This window comes from Nostoc sp. LEGE 12447 (genome assembly GCF_015206985.1).
Lineage (GTDB): Bacteria > Cyanobacteriota > Cyanobacteriia > Cyanobacteriales > Nostocaceae > Nostoc.
The window spans coordinates 82,868-104,197 of the sequence record NZ_JADEXT010000004.1 but is presented as its reverse complement, the minus strand read 5'-3'; the positions used below and the strand labels follow the sequence as shown (position 1 = coordinate 104,197).

The 21,330-nt window shown below is 40.1% G+C and carries 11 protein-coding genes and 1 pseudogene; 6 read left to right on the top strand and 6 right to left on the bottom strand.

Annotation, left to right across the window (positions count from 1 at the left end; translation table 11 throughout):
• Positions 1-41: 41 nt before the first annotated feature.
• The gene (locus IQ274_RS07180) at positions 42-920 is read right to left on the bottom strand and encodes an alpha/beta hydrolase (protein WP_194141825.1); all 879 of its coding nucleotides are present in this window, start codon (positions 918-920) and stop codon (positions 42-44) included.
• A 938-nt stretch (positions 921-1,858) separates the two neighbouring features.
• Here IQ274_RS07180 and IQ274_RS07175 point away from each other — a divergent pair.
• The 3 genes from IQ274_RS07175 (at position 1,859) to IQ274_RS07165 (ending at position 11,119) form a co-directional block, all read left to right on the top strand.
• Positions 1,859-3,145, top strand: a complete 1,287-nt coding sequence (locus IQ274_RS07175) for a hypothetical protein (RefSeq protein ID WP_228058082.1) — start codon at positions 1,859-1,861, stop codon at positions 3,143-3,145.
• A gap of 122 nt (positions 3,146-3,267) precedes the next feature.
• Positions 3,268-5,577 (top strand): NAD(P)-binding protein, encoded by a 2,310-nt coding sequence (locus IQ274_RS07170; RefSeq protein ID WP_194141824.1) that lies wholly within the window; start codon positions 3,268-3,270, stop codon positions 5,575-5,577.
• A 205-nt stretch (positions 5,578-5,782) separates the two neighbouring features.
• A complete protein-coding gene (locus IQ274_RS07165) occupies positions 5,783-11,119 on the top strand; it encodes an ATP-binding sensor histidine kinase (protein ID WP_194141823.1) in 5,337 nt (1,778 codons plus the stop codon).
• A gap of 210 nt (positions 11,120-11,329) precedes the next feature.
• Here the strand turns inward: IQ274_RS07165 and IQ274_RS07160 are convergent, their stop codons facing one another.
• The 3 genes and pseudogenes from IQ274_RS07160 to IQ274_RS07150 form a co-directional block, all read right to left on the bottom strand.
• Positions 11,330-12,958, bottom strand: a complete 1,629-nt coding sequence (locus IQ274_RS07160) for a NuoF family protein (RefSeq protein WP_194141822.1) — start codon at positions 12,956-12,958, stop codon at positions 11,330-11,332.
• Positions 12,945-13,478, bottom strand: coding sequence for a bidirectional hydrogenase complex protein HoxE (gene hoxE, locus IQ274_RS07155; RefSeq protein WP_194141821.1), 534 nt, complete (start codon positions 13,476-13,478; stop codon positions 12,945-12,947). Before hoxE ends, IQ274_RS07160 begins: the two co-directional genes overlap by 14 nt.
• A gap of 107 nt (positions 13,479-13,585) precedes the next feature.
• Positions 13,586-13,828 (bottom strand): annotated as a pseudogene (locus tag IQ274_RS07150) (hypothetical protein); the annotation flags it as partial.
• 224 nt (positions 13,829-14,052) lie between these two features.
• Here IQ274_RS07150 and IQ274_RS07145 point away from each other — a divergent pair.
• From IQ274_RS07145 to IQ274_RS07135, 3 genes are all read left to right on the top strand, one after another.
• Positions 14,053-14,223: a hypothetical protein gene (locus IQ274_RS07145; protein ID WP_194141820.1), complete on the top strand. Its 171-nt coding sequence runs from the start codon at positions 14,053-14,055 to the stop codon at positions 14,221-14,223.
• A 738-nt stretch (positions 14,224-14,961) separates the two neighbouring features.
• Positions 14,962-17,592 (top strand): M4 family metallopeptidase, encoded by a 2,631-nt coding sequence (locus IQ274_RS07140; protein WP_194141819.1) that lies wholly within the window; start codon positions 14,962-14,964, stop codon positions 17,590-17,592.
• A gap of 311 nt (positions 17,593-17,903) precedes the next feature.
• Positions 17,904-18,053 (top strand): transposase, encoded by a 150-nt coding sequence (locus tag IQ274_RS07135; protein WP_265578521.1) that lies wholly within the window; start codon positions 17,904-17,906, stop codon positions 18,051-18,053.
• Here the strand turns inward: IQ274_RS07135 and IQ274_RS07130 are convergent.
• A complete protein-coding gene (locus IQ274_RS07130; RefSeq protein ID WP_322745212.1) occupies positions 18,046-19,050 on the bottom strand; it encodes a cyanophycinase in 1,005 nt (334 codons plus the stop codon). The two genes, IQ274_RS07135 and IQ274_RS07130, sit on opposite strands and share 8 nt — an antisense overlap.
• A 279-nt stretch (positions 19,051-19,329) precedes the next feature.
• Positions 19,330-21,273, bottom strand: coding sequence for an alpha-amylase family glycosyl hydrolase (locus IQ274_RS07125; RefSeq protein WP_194141817.1), 1,944 nt, complete (start codon positions 21,271-21,273; stop codon positions 19,330-19,332).
• Positions 21,274-21,330: the final 57 nt, after the last annotated feature.

Below are 21,330 nucleotides of genomic sequence, written 5' to 3'. Positions count from 1 at the left end.
AAAATAATTGCTTTACTGTAGTATTAGAAGAAACTAAAGCTTCAAAAATTGGGTTCCTTTTCCAATACCATTATTTGTCTCAAAATAGCCGTACACAATGGACTGTCACTATCTAAAAAACCATTCACGATCGTAAAGTGGTTTTCATCAGGCTGTGGTAAATATTCACCAGGTAATTCTTTTTCTTTCCATGCAGCCAGAAAATCTAGCGATTGTCGTTCAAACTCTGAAGTCTCTTTGCCGCCATAAGTTACAAGTAGAGAACCAGCTTTTTCAGGAAGATGGCGGATAGGACTATTGCGAAGAACTTCACCCCAAGTAAATTGTATTTTGGGTTGTAGCCAAGTGTAGGGAAATGGCATCAAATCAAACAAACCGCTAATAGCACAACCACCTTTAATGATGTCATCTGGTAGCCCATAGTCGTTTTTCCAGTCTGTAGCCATGAGCATCGCAGTTAAGTGACCACCGGCTGAGTGACCAGCTACATGGATGCGATTCGGGTCTGCACCAAAGCTTTCTGCATTATTATAAATCCAGGCGATCGCTGAACGATTTTGGCGGACAATCTCATCAATGGTTACTTTGGGACACAAGGCATAGTTGACTACCACCACTGTAACATTGGCAGCTACAAGACCTTGGGCGACAAAGCTAAAATCTTTACTGTCGGACATTATCCAATAGCCACCGTGGATAAATATCAAAATTGGTGCTTGTGGTTGCGTTGCAGGAAAAATATCTAGATGTTCGGCTACGGTAGAACCAAAAAAAACATTTAGATGACAGCGCAGTTTTTCACGCACCTTAGCACTGTTTGCGGCATACAAATTCATGTATTTAGGTATATCAAGACCTAGTTCACTGGGATTGTACTGGTAATCTAGCTCGGCTTGAGTTTGAAAATTTTGATACAGCATTGAGTTTTCTGGTTTAGGGCAAGTGATTTTAATCAAAACGAATTCATTCTGTTAGCGGATAGCTAGGGTTTAGCCCATTCTGACTCCTGAACTGAAGAGCCGCTTAAAGCCTGCGGCATAGCAATTAGAGACGCTATGCGTAGCTTGCTTCTTTGCAGGAGTACGCTTAGAGCGAGTTTACGATAGCAAAGTGGTAGCGAGTATTCGTTCGCGCAGCGTCGCGTCTTAATTCTGACTTCTGAATTCTTCTCCAACTAAATTTTTGAATGAATTAATTCCTTATAAAGTCTTACGTTGCTTTAAATTAGTCAGTAGAATCACTAGCCGATTAGATGAACTGTGATGTGAAAAATAGCCTATGATATTACTGGAATATTTATCATAAAAAGTAAGTGATAGTACAGAAGGCAAAACCTTTACACCACGCATTACATTACTTGATTGCATAGGATCTTCCTAAGGATTTAAAACATGTATTCACACAAATCAATAAGATACAAAAGGTCAATAATTCAGTACAATTTCGGTGTAAGTCTTTTGAGCAATTTACTGCTTCTACGTCCTATTACGCAAGTTTAAATTTTATTCTTGAATAAAATTTCACTATTTTCTGACCTTTGTAAAGTTAACATCAAATTATTAGAATATATTGATTTACTTCTTGCGGTAATTATGGTGGAAACCTCTACCTGAGCAATGTTTAGCTGGAGCAAGACAAACTAAAGAGGTTAATTCATGTTGCTTAAACGGTTGAACTGGGCACCAGAGAAGTATATGACACAGCGTCCCTGAACCAGAGAAAAGCTTAAAATGCACTTATATAAGCATTTTTAAGCATTTTTTCAAAATTTCTAATTTTAATAAGGACAAATTAAAACTCCTTTGACACAATAGGACAGAAACAGAGAGGTATCTAATATTCTCATCTCTCTGTATATATGATTAGGCAACTAGACTGGTATAAAAAAACCAAGCCACTTACCCAAAATACGATGAACCCCAACAACCCTTTGCAGACAATGCAAACAAGTTTCCATACGGCTTTAGGTGCTGTTAGTGAATTTACGGCCCTACTTCAAGAGCCCCAAAAACTCACGAATTACTTTACCCGGATGCAACAAAAGCCGGATCAATTGTTCCAAGATTTAGCAGTAAAAGGCAAAAATATGGAACAAGATATGAATAGTTTTTTCAAAAATTACTTTTGCGGAGGTGGTGACAAATCACCATATCCCAAATATATAGAACGGGCAGATGGACAGGCTTTTAACCAACCCTATGAAATCAAAGGGACAAAAATGTACGGCTTTGTCGTTGAGGGTTCAATGGCGAAGTTGCAAGAGGTGTGTGATAAATATCTGAACGATCCCAATAACGGAGAGATTGAATATCGCCCAGCGATGAACTATCTCGTCCTAACGTTTAACAAGATAGATTCTTTAAGTTCCATCTATCCTCCCGACTATGACAAAGGAACTGTGCATGAAGAAGAAGCCATCTTTTGGATGTTGACAGTGGTAGGTAAAAGAGTCGGGCCTTTATTTATAGCCGAACGCCTAGCTTGGTTTATGCCTTACGTGTACGTGAATAATTCTCCCATCCTAGTTTCGGGTAGAGAAGTCTATGGCTTCTTTAAAGAACTTGGCCTATTTCAGATCCCTGAATTAAATCAAGAACCGGATTTATTCACTGTAGACACCTTAGTATTTAAAGAATTTTCTCCTACAAGCCAATCTATAGATGCTCGCCTGCTGGAAGTTCAACGCATCAATACAGGAGAGAATCAAGCCATCAAGACATGGGACACCTTTGAGGAAGCAGCAAGAGCGATCGCTAGTTTATTATTTGACAATAACGAAATTCTGATTCCTGGCTTACAGTTACCCTTCAATCTCCTCGAATATCTCCTAGAAAAAATCGTCCCTCTCGTTACCCTCAAACAAATCCGCGACGTAGAAAACAGCAAAAAAGCCTGCTATCAAGCACTGATTGAATCCCCCATGCAGCTACAAACTTTCTATGGCGGAAAACTCTTTGGCGATCAATTTCAACTAAAAATCAATAATTTCGCTAGTCAACCAATCGTCCAAGACTTAGGACTACACAAAGGTTATTCCGCAGGTAGCGAATCCATAACTATCCCCGTAAAACTTGGTTTCGTGTTGCACTTCGACTTCACCCTCAAAGATGGGAAAGCCGTTTGGCAAGCACCACAGAAAAATTAGCATTAGGACAAATGACAGCAAAATCAAGGGTTTACTAACCTGCGAAGACAGGTTTTGGCTGTGTAGCCCCAACTTCTAGTCGCCCAAACTTTCTCAACTCGCGCCTATCACGAAAAACAAATATGTCTGAAACCTTTAAGCCCAAAAAAATCGCTATTTTAGGCGGTGGAATATCATCCCTAGCCACTGCTTATGAATTAACCAGTCAACCAGGGTGGGATAGTCTCTACGATATTACTATTTATCAAACAGGTTGGCGTTTGGGTGGTAAATGTGCAACTGGACGCAACATCAAACCCCATACACCCAATTCTGAACCAGACTATCGCATCGAAGAACACGGACTGCACATTTTTTTTGGATTCTACGAAAATGCTTTTCGTCTACTCAAGCAATGCTACGACGAATTAGGTGGTAACGGGCCTTTCAGCACCATAGAAGACGCATTCAAACCTCACAGTCTCATTGTCCTAGAAGAATACATCAATAAAAATTGGAAAACTCTGCCTTTTGATTTTCCTACCAATACTCTAGTTCCTTGGGAAGGTGGCGGCATTTCTTCCCTTTGGGAACATATCTGCACAACCATTGAATTCGTCATTCAGACTTACGGAGTAATTGATGATTATAGTCAGTCAAAGTCTACCAAAAGTTCTTCAACATCTCTTGCCAAACAAATAGCATTAGGCAAAGAGGTAATGGAATGTTTATCAGATAGTAGTCTCTTACAATTTCCTAGCCAGTTGATTCAGTTATTTCTCCAACAACCCATGTTTTGGGGAGGATGGCTGAACAATATCAACCAATTTATTGGTAATATCCTTCAAAACCTAGATTTTACTTCTGAAAAAGTATTCTTAAATCTTGCCTACAACCTAGCTAAATCACTGCCCAGAAATACCAAAACTCACAGACGCGAACATCATCAGTTAATTCTTAAGCTCATAGACCGCTTTAAAGAACAGTTAATCTGTCAGATAGAATCTAAGATTGGGCAAAACCCTGATATGTTTTGGCGTTTAACACTCATCGATTTAGCATTAGCAAACATCCGGGGTTTGTTTGTGGATGAGATAATTGATTTTCGTTCCCTAGATAGTTTAGATGAGTACAACTACAGAGACTGGCTACTAAAACACGGAGCTAGAGAATCAAGCGTTAAATCAGCATTTATTCGCGTCTTATACGATTTAGTGTATGGTTTTCCAGAAGGTAATACCGATAAACCCCAATTAGCAGCCGGAACAGCTATTCGTGTCCTCACCACTATCTTGTTCAAATACAATGGCGCAATCATGTGGAAAATGCAATCAGGGATGGCAGAGGTAGTCATCACTCCACTATATGAAGTGCTAAAGCGTCGCGGTGTAAAATTCAAGTTCTTCCATGTTGTCAAGCAGTTACATTTGGATCAAAATCAGCAATCAATTGCCAGTATAACTTTGGCTCGTCAAGTAAATTTAAAAAACCCAAAGCAAGAATATCAACCACTTATCACAGTAAAAGACATTCGTTGTTGGCCTAGTGAACCTCTTTACGATCAGATTGTCGATGAAGAAGCCCAAAAACTCCAAGACCAAGAAATTAACCTTGAGTCATATTGGACACCTTGGCAGAATGTAGACAAAATTACCCTCACCAAAGGCAATGATTTTGATATTGTGTTGCTGGGAATTTCTATAGCCGCCTTACCCTCCATTTGCAGTGAATTGCTCCATGCTAAAAAAAATCCGGCTCACCAAAAATGGAGCGATATGTTAATGCAAGTCAAAACAGTAACTACTCAAGGGGGGCAAATATGGCTTAAGCCTACCTTATCGCAATTAGGATGGCAACAATCTAGCCCTGTGCTAGGAGCTTACGTTGAACCACTCGATGTCTATGCAGATATGAGCGAGTTAGTACAACGAGAAAATTGGCCTTCCGATCATTATCCTTACAATGCAGCTTATTTCACCGGTGTAATTCCAGATCCAGGGATTCCTCCCCACACAGCTTATGATTTTCCAGCTAAAGCCCAAAAAAAGGTAGAACAAGAAGCAATTAACTTCCTCAACAATCACATCGGACAGCTTTGGCCTGATGCTACTCAGCCAAAAAATCCCCAAGGTTTGAATTGGGATTTACTAATAGATTTTCAAAACCGTCAGGGAGTAGAACGCTTTAAAGCTCAATACTGGCGAGTTAACATTAACCCATCAGAACGCTATGTACTGTCTGTACCTGGAAGTAGCAAGCATCGACTCAAAACTGATGAATCTGGGTTTGATAACCTTTATCTAGCTGGCGACTGGATTAACAACGGTTACAATTCCGGTTGTGTGGAAGCTACAGTTATGTCTGCAATGCAAGCAACACGAGCCATTCTAAACCAATGCTTCAATATAAAATACACCAAAGAAATTATTGGTGAGTGGGATTCTTGGTTATAAGGGTATATTCAAATTAATCAAGAGCATTTTGACAAATTTAACAGAATTTAGCATTATTGAGGTTGCTAAAACCTAGACTATTTCGTAAACCGATACATTTTTAAAGTTTGTTGTACAATGGACTTTAAAAATGTATTTATTATTCTCTGAATAATAGGATCGTTAGTTAAAACTTTGAAATGTTATTCAAATATTAGTATTACCAATGATTACATTATCAAATTATCAAATTATAGAATTAATTGATGAAGGGATAAAAACTGCTGTTTATCGAGCCAGGAGAAATCAAGATGGTCATATAGTAGTTATTAAGCTTTTAAAAACAGAATACCCTGAGCTAAGAGATATAGCAGCCTTTAAACATGAATATGAGCTAATCAAAGATTTAGATATCCCAGGAGTTATTCAAGCTCATAGTTTAGAAAAATACAACAATGGTTTTGCTATTGTTTTAGAAAACTTTGATGGCATTTCTCTCTACAAAACTATCCAGACAGAAAAAATTGAGTTACGAAATTTTCTCAATATAGGCATTCAAATTACTCAAGCTTTAGGTGAATTACATCAAAGTTATATTATCCATAAAGATATTAAACCACAAAATATTATTGTTAATTTAGCAACCTGTCAAGTTAAAATCATTGATTTTTCTATCTCATCATTACTTTTTCAAGAGAAACCCAAACTCAGTAATCCTGGTTTGCTTGAAGGAACTCTAGCCTATATGTCTCCAGAGCAAACGGGAAGAATGAATCGGTCAGTTGATTACCGTACAGACTTTTATTCTTTGGGTGTAACTTTTTATGAAATGCTCACAGGTCAGTTACCATTCTCAGCAACCGATCCAATGGAGTTAGTTCATTGTCATATTGCTAGACAACCCATAGCAGTAGAACAATTAAATCCACAAATCCCTCAAGTAATTTCTGCAATTATTATGAAATTACTCAGCAAAACTGCTGAGGGAAGATATCAAAATGCTTTTGGGATTAAAGCGGATTTAGAAACCTGTCTCGATCAATTAGAGCAAACTAATTCTATAACCAACTTTGCTATTGGCCAGCAGGATCATTCCAGCCAACTGCAAATTCCCGAAAAGTTGTATGGACGAGAAGCAGAAATAGATATCTTAATGAATGCTTTTGAAAAAGTTAATCAAGGAAATAAAGAATTAATATTGGTCGCAGGTTACTCAGGTATTGGTAAATCAGCATTAGTTAACGAAATTCATAAACCTGTTATCAAAAACAGAGGCTATTTTATTGCTGGTAAATTTGAGCAATTTCAGCGCAATATTCCTTATGCTTCCCTGATTCAAGCATTTCAAGAGTTAATACAGCAATTACTGACAGAAAGTGAAGCACAATTATCTACTTGGAAAGAAAAACTTTTAGAGGCTTTAGTTCCGAATGCTCAAATTATTATTGATGTCATTCCTGAACTAGAACTGATTATTGGTAAACAAACAGAAGTCCCACAACTAGGTTCAGCAGAAGCACAGAATCGCTTTAACTTGGTTTTTCAAAAGTTTATCAATGTGTTTGCTCAAAAAGAACATCCATTAGTTGTATTTTTAGATGATTTACAATGGGCAGATTTAGCTTCATTAAAATTAATTCAGTTATTAACTACAGATACTGAAATTCAATATTTATTGCTCATAGGAGCTTATCGAGATAATGAAGTTGATGCTAGTCATTCTTTAATGTTAGTTTTGCAGGAAATTGAAAAAAATAGTAGCTCTGTCCAGATTATTCACTGTCAAAATCTAAAAATTACTCATGTTTGTCAATTAGTTAGCGACACTCTAAAATCTAGTTTAGAGAACTCCAAAGAATTAGCAAAATTGATTTTCAATAAAACTGCTGGCAATCCATTTTTTATAAATCAATTACTCAAATTTATTCATCAAGAAAATTTACTTATATTTGATTTTCTCACTGGTCAATGGCAATGGGACATTCGGCACATTCAGACGATAGAAATTACTGAGAATGTTGTTGAATTGATGATAGGTAAAATTCAAAAGCTCAAAGATACTACACAAAATATTTTAAAAATAGCTGCCTGTATTGGCAATCGATTTAATTTAAATATACTTTCTTGTGTTAACGAAAAATCTCATAATGACACAGCTTTAGAGATTTGGGAAGCATTACAAGCTGGTTTAATTCTACCTTTAAGCGATAATTATAAACTACCACATCTATTAGATTATGTTGAAATTTTTGTAATTGATTATAAATTTCTTCACGATCGCGTGCAACAAGCTGCTTATGCTTTGATACCCGATGAGCAGAAAAAGGAGATTCATTTAAATATTGGTAGACTGCTATTAAAGAATATAGACGAAAGTTTACTAGAAGAAAGAATCTTCGATATTGTTAACCAATTAAATATCGGTATTGAATTGATTACCTCTCCAGAAGAAAGATATAAAGTAGCTAAGTTAAATCTTATTTCTGGACAGAAAGCAAAGGATTCTGCTGCTTACGAATCTGCTGTAAAGTTTCTGAGGCAAGGTCTAAGTTTACTTGCAGTCGATTGTTGGCAAAACCATTATGAATTAACTCTTAAGCTCCATGTGGAAGCCGTAGAAGCAGAGTATTTAAATACAAATTTTGAGCAAGCAGAAGCATTATTTATCAGTGTTATAAGTAATAGCAAAAGTATTCTTGATGCTGTTAAAGTATATGAGAAAAAAATTCAGTTTTATGTTGCTCAAAATCAAATGCGAGAAGCATTAAATTTAGATTTACAGGTTTTAGAGATGCTGGGAGTCTCTTTATCTCAAACTCCACCAGCAGAGTTAAAAGTTGAAGAATTAGTCAATCTGCCAGAAATGACTGATACTCATAAGCTAGCTGCTATGAGGATACTAATGACAGCTATGCCTCCCGCTTATTTAGCCGATCCTGCACTTTTACCATTGATTGCTTTTACGATGGTTGATTTATGTGTGCAGTATGGCAATTCATCTTTTGCAGCTTATGCCTATGGTTTTTATGGGCTAATTTTATGTGGGCCTCTTAAGGAGATTGAATCAGGTTATAGATTTGGTAAATTATCTTTGCAGATTTTAGATAAATTCAACGCTAGAGAAATAAAATCTAAAGTGTATGCACTATTTAATATTTTTGTTAGACATTGGAAAGAACATATTAAAGCAACTATAGAACCTTTACAAGATGGTGTTCAAAGTGGTTTAGATACAGGTGATATTGAGTATGTGGGTTACAATGGATTATTAGTTTGTTGGCATCCTTTTTGGGTTGGAGAAAACTTAGAAATTGTTGAACAAAGACTAGAGCAATATATTAATTTAGCACACAAGATAAAGCAAGAGCATTTTACCATTTGTTTGCTTATTTTAAAACAAATGATAATCGAACTAGTTCAAGAGACTGAGAATGAATCTTACTTAGAGGGTGATAGTTTTAATGAATTAGTAATGCAGAGAATGGCAGGAAATATTACAGCTATCTTTTATAGTTATCTTGCCAAAAGTATTTTGAGTTATTTCTTTAAAGATTATAGCCAGTCTGTTAAAAATGCTCAATTAGCACAACAGTATGAAGTTGCCGTTAGTGGGACTGTTTATCTATGTGAATATAAATTTTATTATTCTCTGGCATTGTTAGCCTTCTTATTAAAGACTACTTCTCAAACAGATACAAAAGCTGATATAGAGATAGTAGAACAAAATCAAAAACAATTAAAAGAATGGGCAGATCATGCACCTGTAAATAATCAGCACAAATACGATCTAGTAGAGGCAGAAAAAGCACGATTTTTAGGTCAAGTCTTAGTAGCAATGGAATACTACGATCGCGCCATTCAAGGGGCTCATAATTTTGGATATATTCATGAAGAGGCTCTAGCTTATGAATGTGCAGCAGAATTTTATCTCAGTCTAGGAAGAAATGAATTTGCCTCACTATACATGAAAAAGGCACATTATGGTTATCGCCGTTGGGGAGCAAGTGCTAAATTTAAGGATCTGGAATCAAAATACCCAGAATTAATTGCTAAGGTTTCCACTCACTCTAAACTAGGTTTTACAAGTAATACTATTACTACTTCTACTGCTAATGAAAAGTCAAGCGGACTAGATTTTATTACAGTTATTAAAGCATCGCAAGCTTTGTCAGAAGTAATTTTATTGGAAAGTTTGCTAGAAAAATTAATGACAATTGTAATTGAGAATGCTGGCGCTCAAACTGGTATATTGCTTCTAGAGAAAGGAGGAAAATTATTTATTGAAGCTCAAGCAGATGTAGACCAAGATGATTTAACTGTTGGTCAATCAATACCAGTCGAAAATGGTCAGAAATTACCTGTATCTGTGATTAATTATGTCACAAGAACAAAAAAAGATGTGGTTTTATCTGATGCCAGTAGTGAAGGAAGTTTTACGATAGACCCATACATTATTGAGCATCGTATAAAATCTCTTATGTGTACTTCTATTGTGAATCAAGGCAAAGTAATTGGGTTACTTTACTTAGAGAATAATTTAACAGTGGGAGCATTTACGTCAGATAGAATACAAGTATTAAAAATACTATTTTCGCAAGCAGCTATTTCCTTAGAAAATGCCCGACTCTACGCAAATTTAGAGGAAAAAATTGAGGAAAGAACGAGGGCGTTAAATGAAAAAAATGTGCGATTAAATCAAACATTGCATGAATTAAAATTAGCTCAAGCTCAACTTATTCAAACAGAAAAAATGTCCAGTTTGGGTCAAATGATTGCTGGTATTGCTCATGAAATTAATAACCCTGTAAGCTTTATTCATGGCAATTTAGATCACATTAATAATTACACACAGGATTTACTTAGTTTAATTAATATTTATCAAAATATCTACCTCAATGTCGCACCAGAGATTGAAGAGTTTTTAGAGAATATTGATATTGATTTTATTAAAGAAGATATTCCTAAAACTTTATCTTCGATGAAAATTGGCACGCAACGCATTCGAGAAATTGTGCTGACATTGCGTAATTTCTCTCGCTTAGATGAGGCTGATATGAAACCTGTTAACATTCATCAGGGAATTGAGAGTACGTTACTAATTTTGCAAAGCCGTCTTCAAGCCAAACCAGGTAAGCCTGCAATTGAGATTATCAAAAATTATAGTGAGTTGCCAAATGTGGAATGTTATGCTGGGCAACTCAATCAGGTATTTATGAATATTCTGAATAATGCGATTGATGCTTTAGAAAGGTCAAATCAGGGAAAAACAGCAGAGGAAATTCAGAGTGATTGTAGTGCGATCGCTATTCGTACCCAACTAGTGAATCCTGATTTAGTCGCTATTTTCATTAGGGATGATGGGGTTGGTATGAGTGATAATATCAGACAAAAAATATTTGATCCTTTTTTCACTACTAAACCTGTGGGACAAGGTACTGGTTTAGGATTATCAATCACTTATCAAATTGTAGTAGACAAACATCACGGGACAATAGAGTGCATTTCAGCACCTGGACAGGGTGCAGAGTTTATTATTCAAATTCCCTGTCGGCAAAAGCGGTAATCTAGCATAAAATAACCCAGCGTTGCTGAATTCAGGTATGAAAATGATTTTGCGTGATTTCAAAACCCTTGTAGAGACCTTGCAATGCAACGTCTCTACACCAAGATTTATATATCTAATCAGCAACGCCAAAACTGCTGTAAATCCTTTGCAGACGCACACATATTGTTAAAGTGACATCCTCCTAATACTGATGCTACCGCATACAGTTTAAGTAATGGGTTTGTCGATCAAAGCCAAATACTCATCACGAAAATAACGTAAGGTACTAAATACCGGATTGGGTGCAGACTGACCAAGACCACACAAACTAGTATGCTTCACCATGTCGCATAGTTCTTCCAACAATTCCAAGTCAGCAAGAGATGCTTTACCTTCACTCATCTTTGTTAACAACCGATACAACTGCACCGTTCCTACCCGACAGGGAATGCACTTACCACACGATTCATCCATACAAAATTCCATGAAAAAGCGGGCGACATCCACCATATTGGTAGTTTCATCCATGACAATCATGCCGCCGGAACCCATCATCGAACCCAATTGAGTGAGTGATTCATAATCTACCGGACTATCAAAAGCTGTTGCTGGGATACATCCCCCGGAAGGGCCGCCAGTTTGTACTGCTTTTACCACACCGCCATCTGGTACGCCACCGCCCATTGTTTCCACAATCTGCTTTAATGAAGTTCCCATCGGTACTTCTATCAAACCTGTGTTAAGGATTTTGCCTGCCAATGCAAAAACCTTTGTGCCTTTACTCTTTTCGGTGCCAATGCTGGCGAACCAGTCAGCACCTTTGCGAATAATGGGTGCAATATTGGCGTAGGTTTCAACGTTATTAATTAAAGTAGGATGACCCCATAAACCAGACTCCGCAGGGTAGGGCGGACGGGGATGAGGAGTGCCGCGTTTACCTTCAATAGAAGCCATTAAAGCAGTTTCTTCGCCACAAACATAAGCCCCAGCACCGATACGAATATCAATCTTAAAATCAAATCGAGAGTTGAAAATTTGAGTGCCCAAGATACCAAGGCGTTGGGCTTGACGAATGGCAGTTTGCAGACGATTGATAGCGATGGGATATTCTGCCCGAATGTAGATGTAGCCTTGATTTGCACCTACAGAATATGCTGCGATCGCCATTCCTTCCAAAACGCGATGAGGATCGCTTTCTAAGACGCTGCGATCCATAAATGCCCCCGGATCTCCCTCATCGGCGTTACAAATTACGAATTTGCGATCGCTTTGTTCGCTACTTTTTGCTTTCGCAACTGTTGCCCATTTTAAACCTGTAGGATAACCAGCACCACCACGTCCCCGTAAACCACTGCGGGTAATCGCATCTACTACTGCGTTGGGTGTCATCTCCCGTAAGACATGGTAAAGCGCTTGATAACCTTTGGTAGCAATATAAGATTGAATGCGTTCTGGGTCGATTTTGCCACTGTTTTCTAAAACAATCGGCATCTGAGCAGTAAAAAATGGATGAGTTAAATCACCTTGTTGAACTGTTGTTTCTCCTCCATTGAGAGCAGTGATAATTGAGGAGGCATCACCAGGTGTAACTTTCTCATAAAGCTTACCTAGACTTTCTGGTTCGGTGTTTTTCCGAACCTGTACTAATGGGCCTTTACAGCACAAACGCATACAACCAACGCCACGAACTTCTACTGTTTCTGCCAAATTTTCTGCTATAACAGCCTCTTCCAAACGCTGTTTGACGGCTTGTGAATTGGCAGATAGGCAACCAGCTGCAACACAACAACGAATTTGTACAGGTTTCTCTAAAGCACGTTCTTTTTCGGAAATTTCAATTAATTCAGGTAGATCCATCTTGCAACCATCCTTTGATGCCCTCAAGGACTGATTCAGCAGTTTGATTGCCTAAAACAGTGCCATCCAAAACTACAGCAGGCGCAATTCCACAAGCACCCAGACATCTTGCTGTTAACAGTGAAATTTGACCATCTGCTGAGGTTTCACCAGCGTGAATGTGAGTAGACTTTTCTACGTTTGCCAGGATAGCTGGAGCGCCTTTGACGTAACAAGCTGTACCCATACACACCACACAGGTATGCACGCCACTAGGTGCAAGTGAAAACAAATGGTAGAACGTGGCAACACCATAAACTCGACTAGGTGGCAGTTTGAGACTATGAGCAATGTAAATTAATATATCGTTTTCTAAATAGCCAAAAAGTTCCTGCGCTTTATGCAATATTTCAATCAGTGCATCCTGTTCATACTGGTGGCGTTTGATCGTTGCTTCCAGCATTTTAAAGCGCTTATCACCGTGAGTTATAGAAGATATTTTTGTTGTGTTGTTACTTTTAACACCAAATATTGAATTCATCCTTTGAGCCTCTCCTCTCTTCAGGATATTATGAGTCTCACAGTTTTGATGATAGGAAAACAACTTGAGGAACTTGTGAGGAGAGTAAGTAAATTTTTGGAGATGTCTAATGAACCAGTTTGCAAAGCCCCATGTACAGCACCAGCCACACCTCCTTCACTCTGCATCTCTACCACCGAGGGAACAGTACCCCAAATATTGGGTTTGCTTTCACTAGCCCAAGCATCCGCCCACTCAGCCATTGGTGAAGAAGGAGTAATGGGATAAATCGCAATGACTTCATTGAGTCGATAGACGACTTGGGCAACAGCCTCATTACCGTCTATGGTTGCAAAGCTTCTCTTGTTTATCTTCAAAGCACCTGTGTCTCTAAGGGCTAGCAATGACTAAGCCGGATCTACTTTTGACATTAGGATAAGAAGTTGAGAAACTTGTGAAGACTCATTTTTGGCGTTGTTTGCTGTTTATTAGAATGTAAGGCTGAGATTTTCTGGCTAAACCACCTGTATCGGCTGTTACCCAGAAAAAGTCTGGCTATTACTCCGATTTTGTTAGTGAGAGAAAGGATTTGGTCATGGCACGAGATAAAGCTTATCGGGAAGCAGAACAGCGTATTGAAAAAGCACGAGGAGAGGGAGCAATAGAACTCGATCTCAGCAAGATGAAACTTACTGAGGTGCCAGAAGCAATACTCTATTCGATTATTACTTCATTACTTGAAGTATCGTTTTATCCTGGTGTTTGATTAATTCATACCGCACTCAGCAACGCCCAGTTACTTATTATATAAATCCAACAAGCACCTGTAGCCCAGTATAAAGTTCAACATCGTAGATTAGCTTTTCTAAAGTACCTTGTCAGCAAAACGTCGTCTTCATCATGATCTAATTAGCACAATATAAGATTTGGTCAATCAATACCAAGAACTTAAAATAATGTATTATTAATCGAATCGAGTACTTAAGCATTTTTGCGTTAAGAATTTTAAACTATTGCGTTCATTGCCAAAAGATTTATATAACCTTCAAATTATAAGAACATTTTTACACTTCATTTCTTATCCTCTTATCCTTCAAAATGCCCAAGCTTAATAGAGAGGCTCTATTTACTGAGAAACTTATTGCTAGTATCTCCTTTATCTACCAAAGTCGCCTTTCAGAGTACATACCTGATAATCTAATTAACTTTGGCACTGTAGCTTCCTACAGTTCTCTGTCTCAGACATAACATAATTGATTAAAATTTGAGATATTATAAGCTGAACTTTATCCAATTAAGTAGTCTAAACCATTTTATCTATCAAAAGGACTTAAAATACTAGATTTTGATGTTCTATGTTGATTAAAACAATTAATAAAGAAAAATAATTCGACAGTTGATCTTGATTTAACTCTCCTTGCTTTAGCTCTTGCTAAAGATTGAAATTATGTCTGTAACTCACACATTAGGAGTTGACTCCACGATTAAAAAGGAGGAAAAATAAATGAGTAAGAACGGACTTCACACCTTTGCATTCCACACAAAAGACGAAACTTCAGATCGGGTAGCTAATATATTGCGGACTGAAAGACCTTCGTTAGCTGCCTTCGCCACGACAAAAGCTGTAGGTCTGCGTAACCTTGATCCAGAAACAGCCGCTCGTCAGCACTTAAATCAGGCTCTGGCAAGTAAGGAACTGCCGCAGTTTACTGCTCCAGAAGTGAACAACGCCACTTGTGAATTCAAAATCCTTGGCACCGAGACATTGCCCCTTACTGAGACGAAAACTGTAAAGTTTCGTCAAACATACAACAAAATTCCAGTTTACGGTTCCTTAATCACTATTGAGATGGACTATGGGAACGAGCTACTTGCAGTCAACTCGTCACTGGGAGAGCCGATAAATGTAGACACCATAGCGCAGATTTCACCAGCCGAGGCGTTGAATAAGGTTCGTGACTTAGCGGGATATGGATTGAAACCACTCGAAGCAACACCCCGTTTGTGTTACTACTTTGACACAGCAGTTGATCGATGGCGCTTAATATACGTAATTGAGGATGTACGCCAACAAAGTCGGGAGAAAACACAAACAGACAAGCATATACCACTGTTAATGGACTACTTAATTGATGCACATAATGGCGAGATCGTTGCTAAATTACCTCGAACGCCGAGTGTCGCTGTTCTAGATAGAGCCTCTCTTTCTCAACAACAGGTTGAAGAAGCACTAGACGGTCTTGAAAAGCTTCGTAAAATTTCGTGCTTAATGACAGGAGATAGGAAAACACTACAAGACCTTGATTTGAATGTTCATACTTACGACTTTGAATTTCGGGACTTGAATTCGGGATTGTTACCAGGGAATTATGTGGGCAAACCACCGGAGTGGGCACCAGGAGCGATCAGTGCCCACGCCAACGCAGCGGTGGTAGCAATTTTCCTGCGGGACGTTCTCCGTCGCAATGGTATTGACAATATAGGTGGGCCGTTAATTTCCAGCGTCAACTGCATAGTTGCAAATGAAAGTCCAGACGGTCAGGAGTGGCGGAACGCGGCCTGGGTAGAAGGGCAAATGGTGTATGGTCAAAGGAAAGTTCGTGGACAGCTCCGTTCTTATGCTGTAGGGCTTGATGTTGTTGCCCACGAGATATTCCACGGAGTAACTGATCGGACGGCACGGCTCCAGTATGCGGGGGAATCTGGAGCTTTAAACGAATCCTACTCAGATATTTTTGGGATCATTGTCTCTAATTTTGAAGAGCCAAATCTGTCTGCATGGAACTGGGAAATGGGAGAGGAACTTCAAGGTACGGGGATACCGCTCCGGGATCTCAGTAACCCTAGCAAATATCGGCAACCTGCACAGATGCGAGATTACCTGAACTTGCCGATTACTGAAGCTGGTGACTGGGGAGGCGTTCACTTCAACAGCGGCATCCACAATTTAGCTGCCTACAAAATTATGACAGCTAAGGATAGGCAAGGAGCTTATCTGTTTGATCGCAAGAGTCTTGCAGCGCTTTTCTACCTAACATTGACTCAGTATCTGTCTCGGACTTCCTTATTCAGAGACAGTCGGCGGGCGATTGAACTCGTTGGTCGCACCTTGTTCCGAGGCGATGCGATTGAGGTTCGGAATGCAAAGTTGCAGGCGATCGCCCGCGCCTTCGATGAAGTAGGAATTTCGATTTCTGGTCAGGAACAACTACTAGATGGGAGTGTCTTCTCAGGAGATACAATCACGCGATCGCAACAGTTAGGCAATGGCTCACCACGCATAGTTGGAAACCATTATCTCGTATATGTACACGGGATTAGCCAACATAGAGAGCATTATTCCGACAGTTGGTGGCAAGCATTACAACCGCACGTCGGAGAAGTTTTCAAGAACGGAAACCTTGGTGACACGCGCTTGGAGGTGCTATGGAGTCATTTAGTCAATACCGAAACTTTTGTCAATGCTGTCAATGCAGTTGATAACACCAAGCAACAGCAACTGCGGCGAGAAATTATGGCTATTTTAGAAGATCGACGGCGACAAGAACTAGCGACAAATACCAACGGTGGTTTCCACAGAAGTTCAGCAATGCAGACTCATTGGGTAGAAAGCAATGCAGCGGCTCTGGCAATTGACGACTTTCTCATTTATATGTTAAACAGCAGAATGCGCCAGCGCATCATTGATTGCTTCACAGATGTTGTCAAGCCTCTTCTGATTAATAACAACCAAATCGACATCATTTCTCACAGTTGGGGTACTGTAGTTGCCTACGAAGGATTGCGAGAACTTGAGGCTAATGAGCAATTTTTACAAAGATATGTCTCGAACTTTTTTACCGTAGGTAGTGCTTTATCAATTGGAACGGTGCGCGACTTCTTACGCCCAGAAAATAGAGATGGTCGCCGACCCTCTATGGTAAACAAATGGATCAACCTTGATGCCAAGGGTGATCTCGTTGGCGGTACTTTATGGGGTATATTCGATATCAGTGAAGAAACTCTAAAACTTAACCCAACAAGTTGCTCACAACAATGGTTTGGCTATGATTCAGTTTGTGCACATAATTCTTACTTTGTCAAAGAAAACATAGCTGTTAACCAGGAAATTTTTGCTAAGAACATACTGGCGTGACTGTTAGAAACAGTCACAGAATACACATATTGTTTTTAAATCTGGAGGGAGCAAATAAAAAAGAATAAACAACGAACCGAAGAACTTTTGGCAAGGTGGAGAATTATGTGCATTCCTTCGCCTTGCTAGAACAAATACAATGATTTATGAAAAGTTTGCTGAAGGATTTTGTTCAAAAAATAGTCTTGATAATGAAATATGGAGATCCTCACTGCGAAAGGTTATTTACACTCAATCCACAGTATTTGAATGCGCTATCCTATTTTCTTATATCTTTTACTTTTTAAGACTACAAAAATCTCAGGTTGCTCTTGCAAACTGTGCGAAAACAACAGCTTTCCACTGATTGGAAAAAGCTCTATCATGCAAGAGCGGGAGTTGAGGGAACGCTATCTCAAGTAATTCTCACTTTAGGGCTGCGGCAAGCCCGCTACATTGGTTTGGTTAAAGTGATTAGTTAGATCGGTAAGGATCAGCACTGAGTTGTCCCTGATTGACCGTCCTGAGATAATAGCCTCTGGTAGGTCGGTTCTTTAGGTCAAACGTCTGCCCATTATCTACTTTCCATATTTTGAAATTAGAGAACGTGAGTGATCGATCCGGCTCACACCTTTCAGGTAAGTGATCGCCTAAGACAATGTAGACTGGTCCTTTTCCCATAGCCTGAGCCATGCCATTCTGATCAACAACCATCGAAGTGGCTTCTGGCAGGCCAATGCCCAAAACCTCATCTGCCATGCCATCGCGGATTTGGCGGGCAATGAATGCCATCAACCGACCCATACGCTCATCAACATCAAAGTGCGTGTCGATGATTGTGCCTTTGAGGGTTGTCCACTCGAACAGGTTATTGGTAAAACTTATGTCTGCATAGGGATCGCGTAAAGCATTGTCACTGGTGATATTTTCTCGTCCTTGTAAACAAGCGTTGTAGATAAACTCACTTTGGATCATAGCACCAGCACTAGTGCCACCAATTGCACCCCCGCGTGCATAGACGGATTTTACGGCATCCTCCAGTTCAGTGCGCTGAAAATTTCGTGCGTAGTTGCACTGGTCTCCTCCTGCAAAGAAAATTATTTCGGCTTGCCGGATGCGATTGACGACATCAGACTGATTAGCATCTTCCCGACTGCCAATCACGAAAGTTTCTACGGAATCGACCCCCTGCATGCACATAATAGGCTGATTGTAAGCATCATCGTTGCTGGGATCGTCATCAGGCGAGCGAATCACCACCACATCTACTTTGGTGGCGCAATTGCTACACCCCCTCACCTGGTTGATCATCCACTGAATTGCCGGATCAACATCATGCCCCCCACCGCCTAAGTCATAGACCATCCCAGATAAGAGTGGATTAACATCAGCAGGATTACCTTTCTGGTATTGCATAACTCTGGCTTGTGCTGATGTGGGAAAGACAGCGATCGCAAAACAGAGAGTCAGGATGAACACGCATAATGATTTTGCTAGATATTTAAATCGGTTCGAGGGGTAATAACTGTTTTTCCTGTTCACCTTCATAGTTTCCTCCTATTATCCTGGCGGGAAATCAGTCAGTTGTTTAGCATCCAATACGGTTCGGTTAAAGGGGGAAGGGGAAAGGGACTCATGTTTTGAATACATCCTTGCCCCTTTACCCCTTACCCTTTACCCAGACCACAAGGAAAGTGAAAAATGCTTATCCGAACCGTATTGGTTTAGCATCTGCGATCGCACAACCTCAGCTTGACCTCAGGGATGATTCGTCAGAATCAAAAATTCGGATGCTGAAATCGGTTGGATTTCAACATAGGCAGTCCCATCTTGTTGCTGCACCAATACTGTTGATCCCACTTTGTGAGTACCTGTGTAACCCGGCAGATTTATCACTTCAGCCGTATTCAGAATCACCGTCATTGAACTTCCGATCGCGTTCAGATTGGCATCTACCAAAACTCTTGCTCCCCGATTATCCGTTCCATGACTGTTTAACACACAAACCGCCTCTTCATCATCTAAAACCCGTGACCAACCGATAATTTCCCCACTCCGTCCGTGATCACCAAAGGGCAAGTTTAAGAAGGGAATTGCGATCGGTCGCAAATACTGCCGTCCCAATCGCAGCACTGGGAACTGCTTACGGATTGCTGCCATTGCCGCAATCCGGACATAGGCAGGGTGATTTGGCTCGAAACAATGAGCACCTGCTGTCCCAAATGGCCCGAAACCAGGTAAGTTTTGATCGAGGGCTTGCAGTCCCGCCACACCAGATTGTCGGGGATGCTCTGGACCAAACATCGCCTCCCGTAAATAGCGATCGGATTTCTTCCAGCCGGGCAACCACCTCCGTTCAGACGGTTCTGGCCCCGCCAATGCCTGCTCAGTTCCAGCGTAAATGCAGGGCACTCCCAATGTAAACAGTTGCAATGCTACTCCAGCAATCACCTGATGATCCGATGCAGCTTCACTGGAAAAGCGGATTTTTTCACCAAAAACATGATCGTGATCATCCAAAATTGAAACATGCCGCCGTCCGATATTCCGATGCGACCCCATTACAGCTTTCCCTGGATCAAACCCGTTAAAGTAGGCTCTTGGATCTATCAGCCCTTTGGCAACTAGGTTAAGATTTACCCGCATCTCGGCGATATCCAGAGCAGCGTTTAGATTTTGCCCCACCACATCCAGATAGCGGTCTTCGTTATAGTCTCCGCCTGCTATTTCTCCCACTAGAAAGAAGTCACTCTTACCTAGATTGGCTGCAAACTCCTTAATATTTCCGCAAAAATTTCGGGCTTGTTCATAGGTCACATGCTTGAGTGTATCAATCCGAAAGCCATCACAGTCTGTCAGCGCAATCCAGTATTTATAACATCGGGCTAAGTTATCTAATAGATAGGGATACTCCAACTGAAAATCTCGTAGTGTGATGAAATCCGAACGCCGGAATTCCGCATTGGGATCATCCAAGCCTCCTCGCCCCAAATCTCCCTTGCCAGCACGAGTGTAGCAATCTGCTTCCTGAAGTTCCCTCGGCCACACTCCTTCTGCGCTCGTTTGAGGCTTTACCGCAATGGGTTGTCCACGATCGCCTAGCCATGAGCCAAACTGATACCAACCAGATGTATAAGGTGGTTCCAATTCTCCCCCAGGAGTATTCGGAGCATAGAGCCAGTTAGATCCTGAATGGTTAAAGATGATATCTAGGATAATGCGTAGTCTCTTTTCGTGGGCTTTATTGACCAGACTGACCAAATCTTGGCGAGTCCCAAAGCGAGGATCGACCTCTAGAAAATCTTGAATGCCGTAACCGTGGTAGCTATCCAAGTGACCCCGTTGCTGAAAAATTGGCCCTACCCAGATCGTCGTTATGCCCAGTTGGTTCAGATAATCCAGCTTCGACTCTAATCCTTTGAGTGTCCCACCCTGCCAGCGATCGCCTCCCGACTCTGCCCATTTATCAAATCGCCAAGACTGCCCATTCGGTAGATTAGGGCGGGCCAGATTCAGTTGCTGTCGATTCAGCAGAGGACGTGTATCCTCTTTACCATCGCTAAAGCGATCGGGTAAGAGAAAATAGAGCACTTCATTTCTCCAATCCGCAGGGGAGGGAAAGTAATTCTCGCGTCGAGGCAAAGAAAAGCCTTTTAGACTATCCGGTCGCTGTGTAGCTAGATTCTGATCGGTAAATGTCATAGGAATTATCTCAAGATTGGTAAATAAGTTTACTAAGTGAGACTTTTTTCTCTTTCG

Excerpts from the sequence above, each read along its gene's own strand:
- hoxE (WP_194141821.1), bottom strand. The coding sequence starts at position 13,478 with ATGAATTCAATATTTGGTGTTAAAAGTAACAACACAACAAAAATATCT.
- IQ274_RS07165 (WP_194141823.1), top strand. The coding sequence starts at position 5,783 with ATGATTACATTATCAAATTATCAAATTATAGAATTAATTGATGAAGGG.
- IQ274_RS07170 (WP_194141824.1), top strand. The coding sequence starts at position 3,268 with ATGTCTGAAACCTTTAAGCCCAAAAAAATCGCTATTTTAGGCGGTGGA.
- IQ274_RS07140 (WP_194141819.1), top strand. The coding sequence starts at position 14,962 with ATGAGTAAGAACGGACTTCACACCTTTGCATTCCACACAAAAGACGAA.
- IQ274_RS07180 (WP_194141825.1), bottom strand. The coding sequence starts at position 920 with ATGCTGTATCAAAATTTTCAAACTCAAGCCGAGCTAGATTACCAGTAC.
- IQ274_RS07145 (WP_194141820.1), top strand. The coding sequence starts at position 14,053 with ATGGCACGAGATAAAGCTTATCGGGAAGCAGAACAGCGTATTGAAAAA.
- IQ274_RS07175 (WP_228058082.1), top strand. The coding sequence starts at position 1,859 with ATGATTAGGCAACTAGACTGGTATAAAAAAACCAAGCCACTTACCCAA.
- IQ274_RS07125 (WP_194141817.1), bottom strand. The coding sequence starts at position 21,273 with ATGACATTTACCGATCAGAATCTAGCTACACAGCGACCGGATAGTCTA.
- IQ274_RS07160 (WP_194141822.1), bottom strand. The coding sequence starts at position 12,958 with ATGGATCTACCTGAATTAATTGAAATTTCCGAAAAAGAACGTGCTTTA.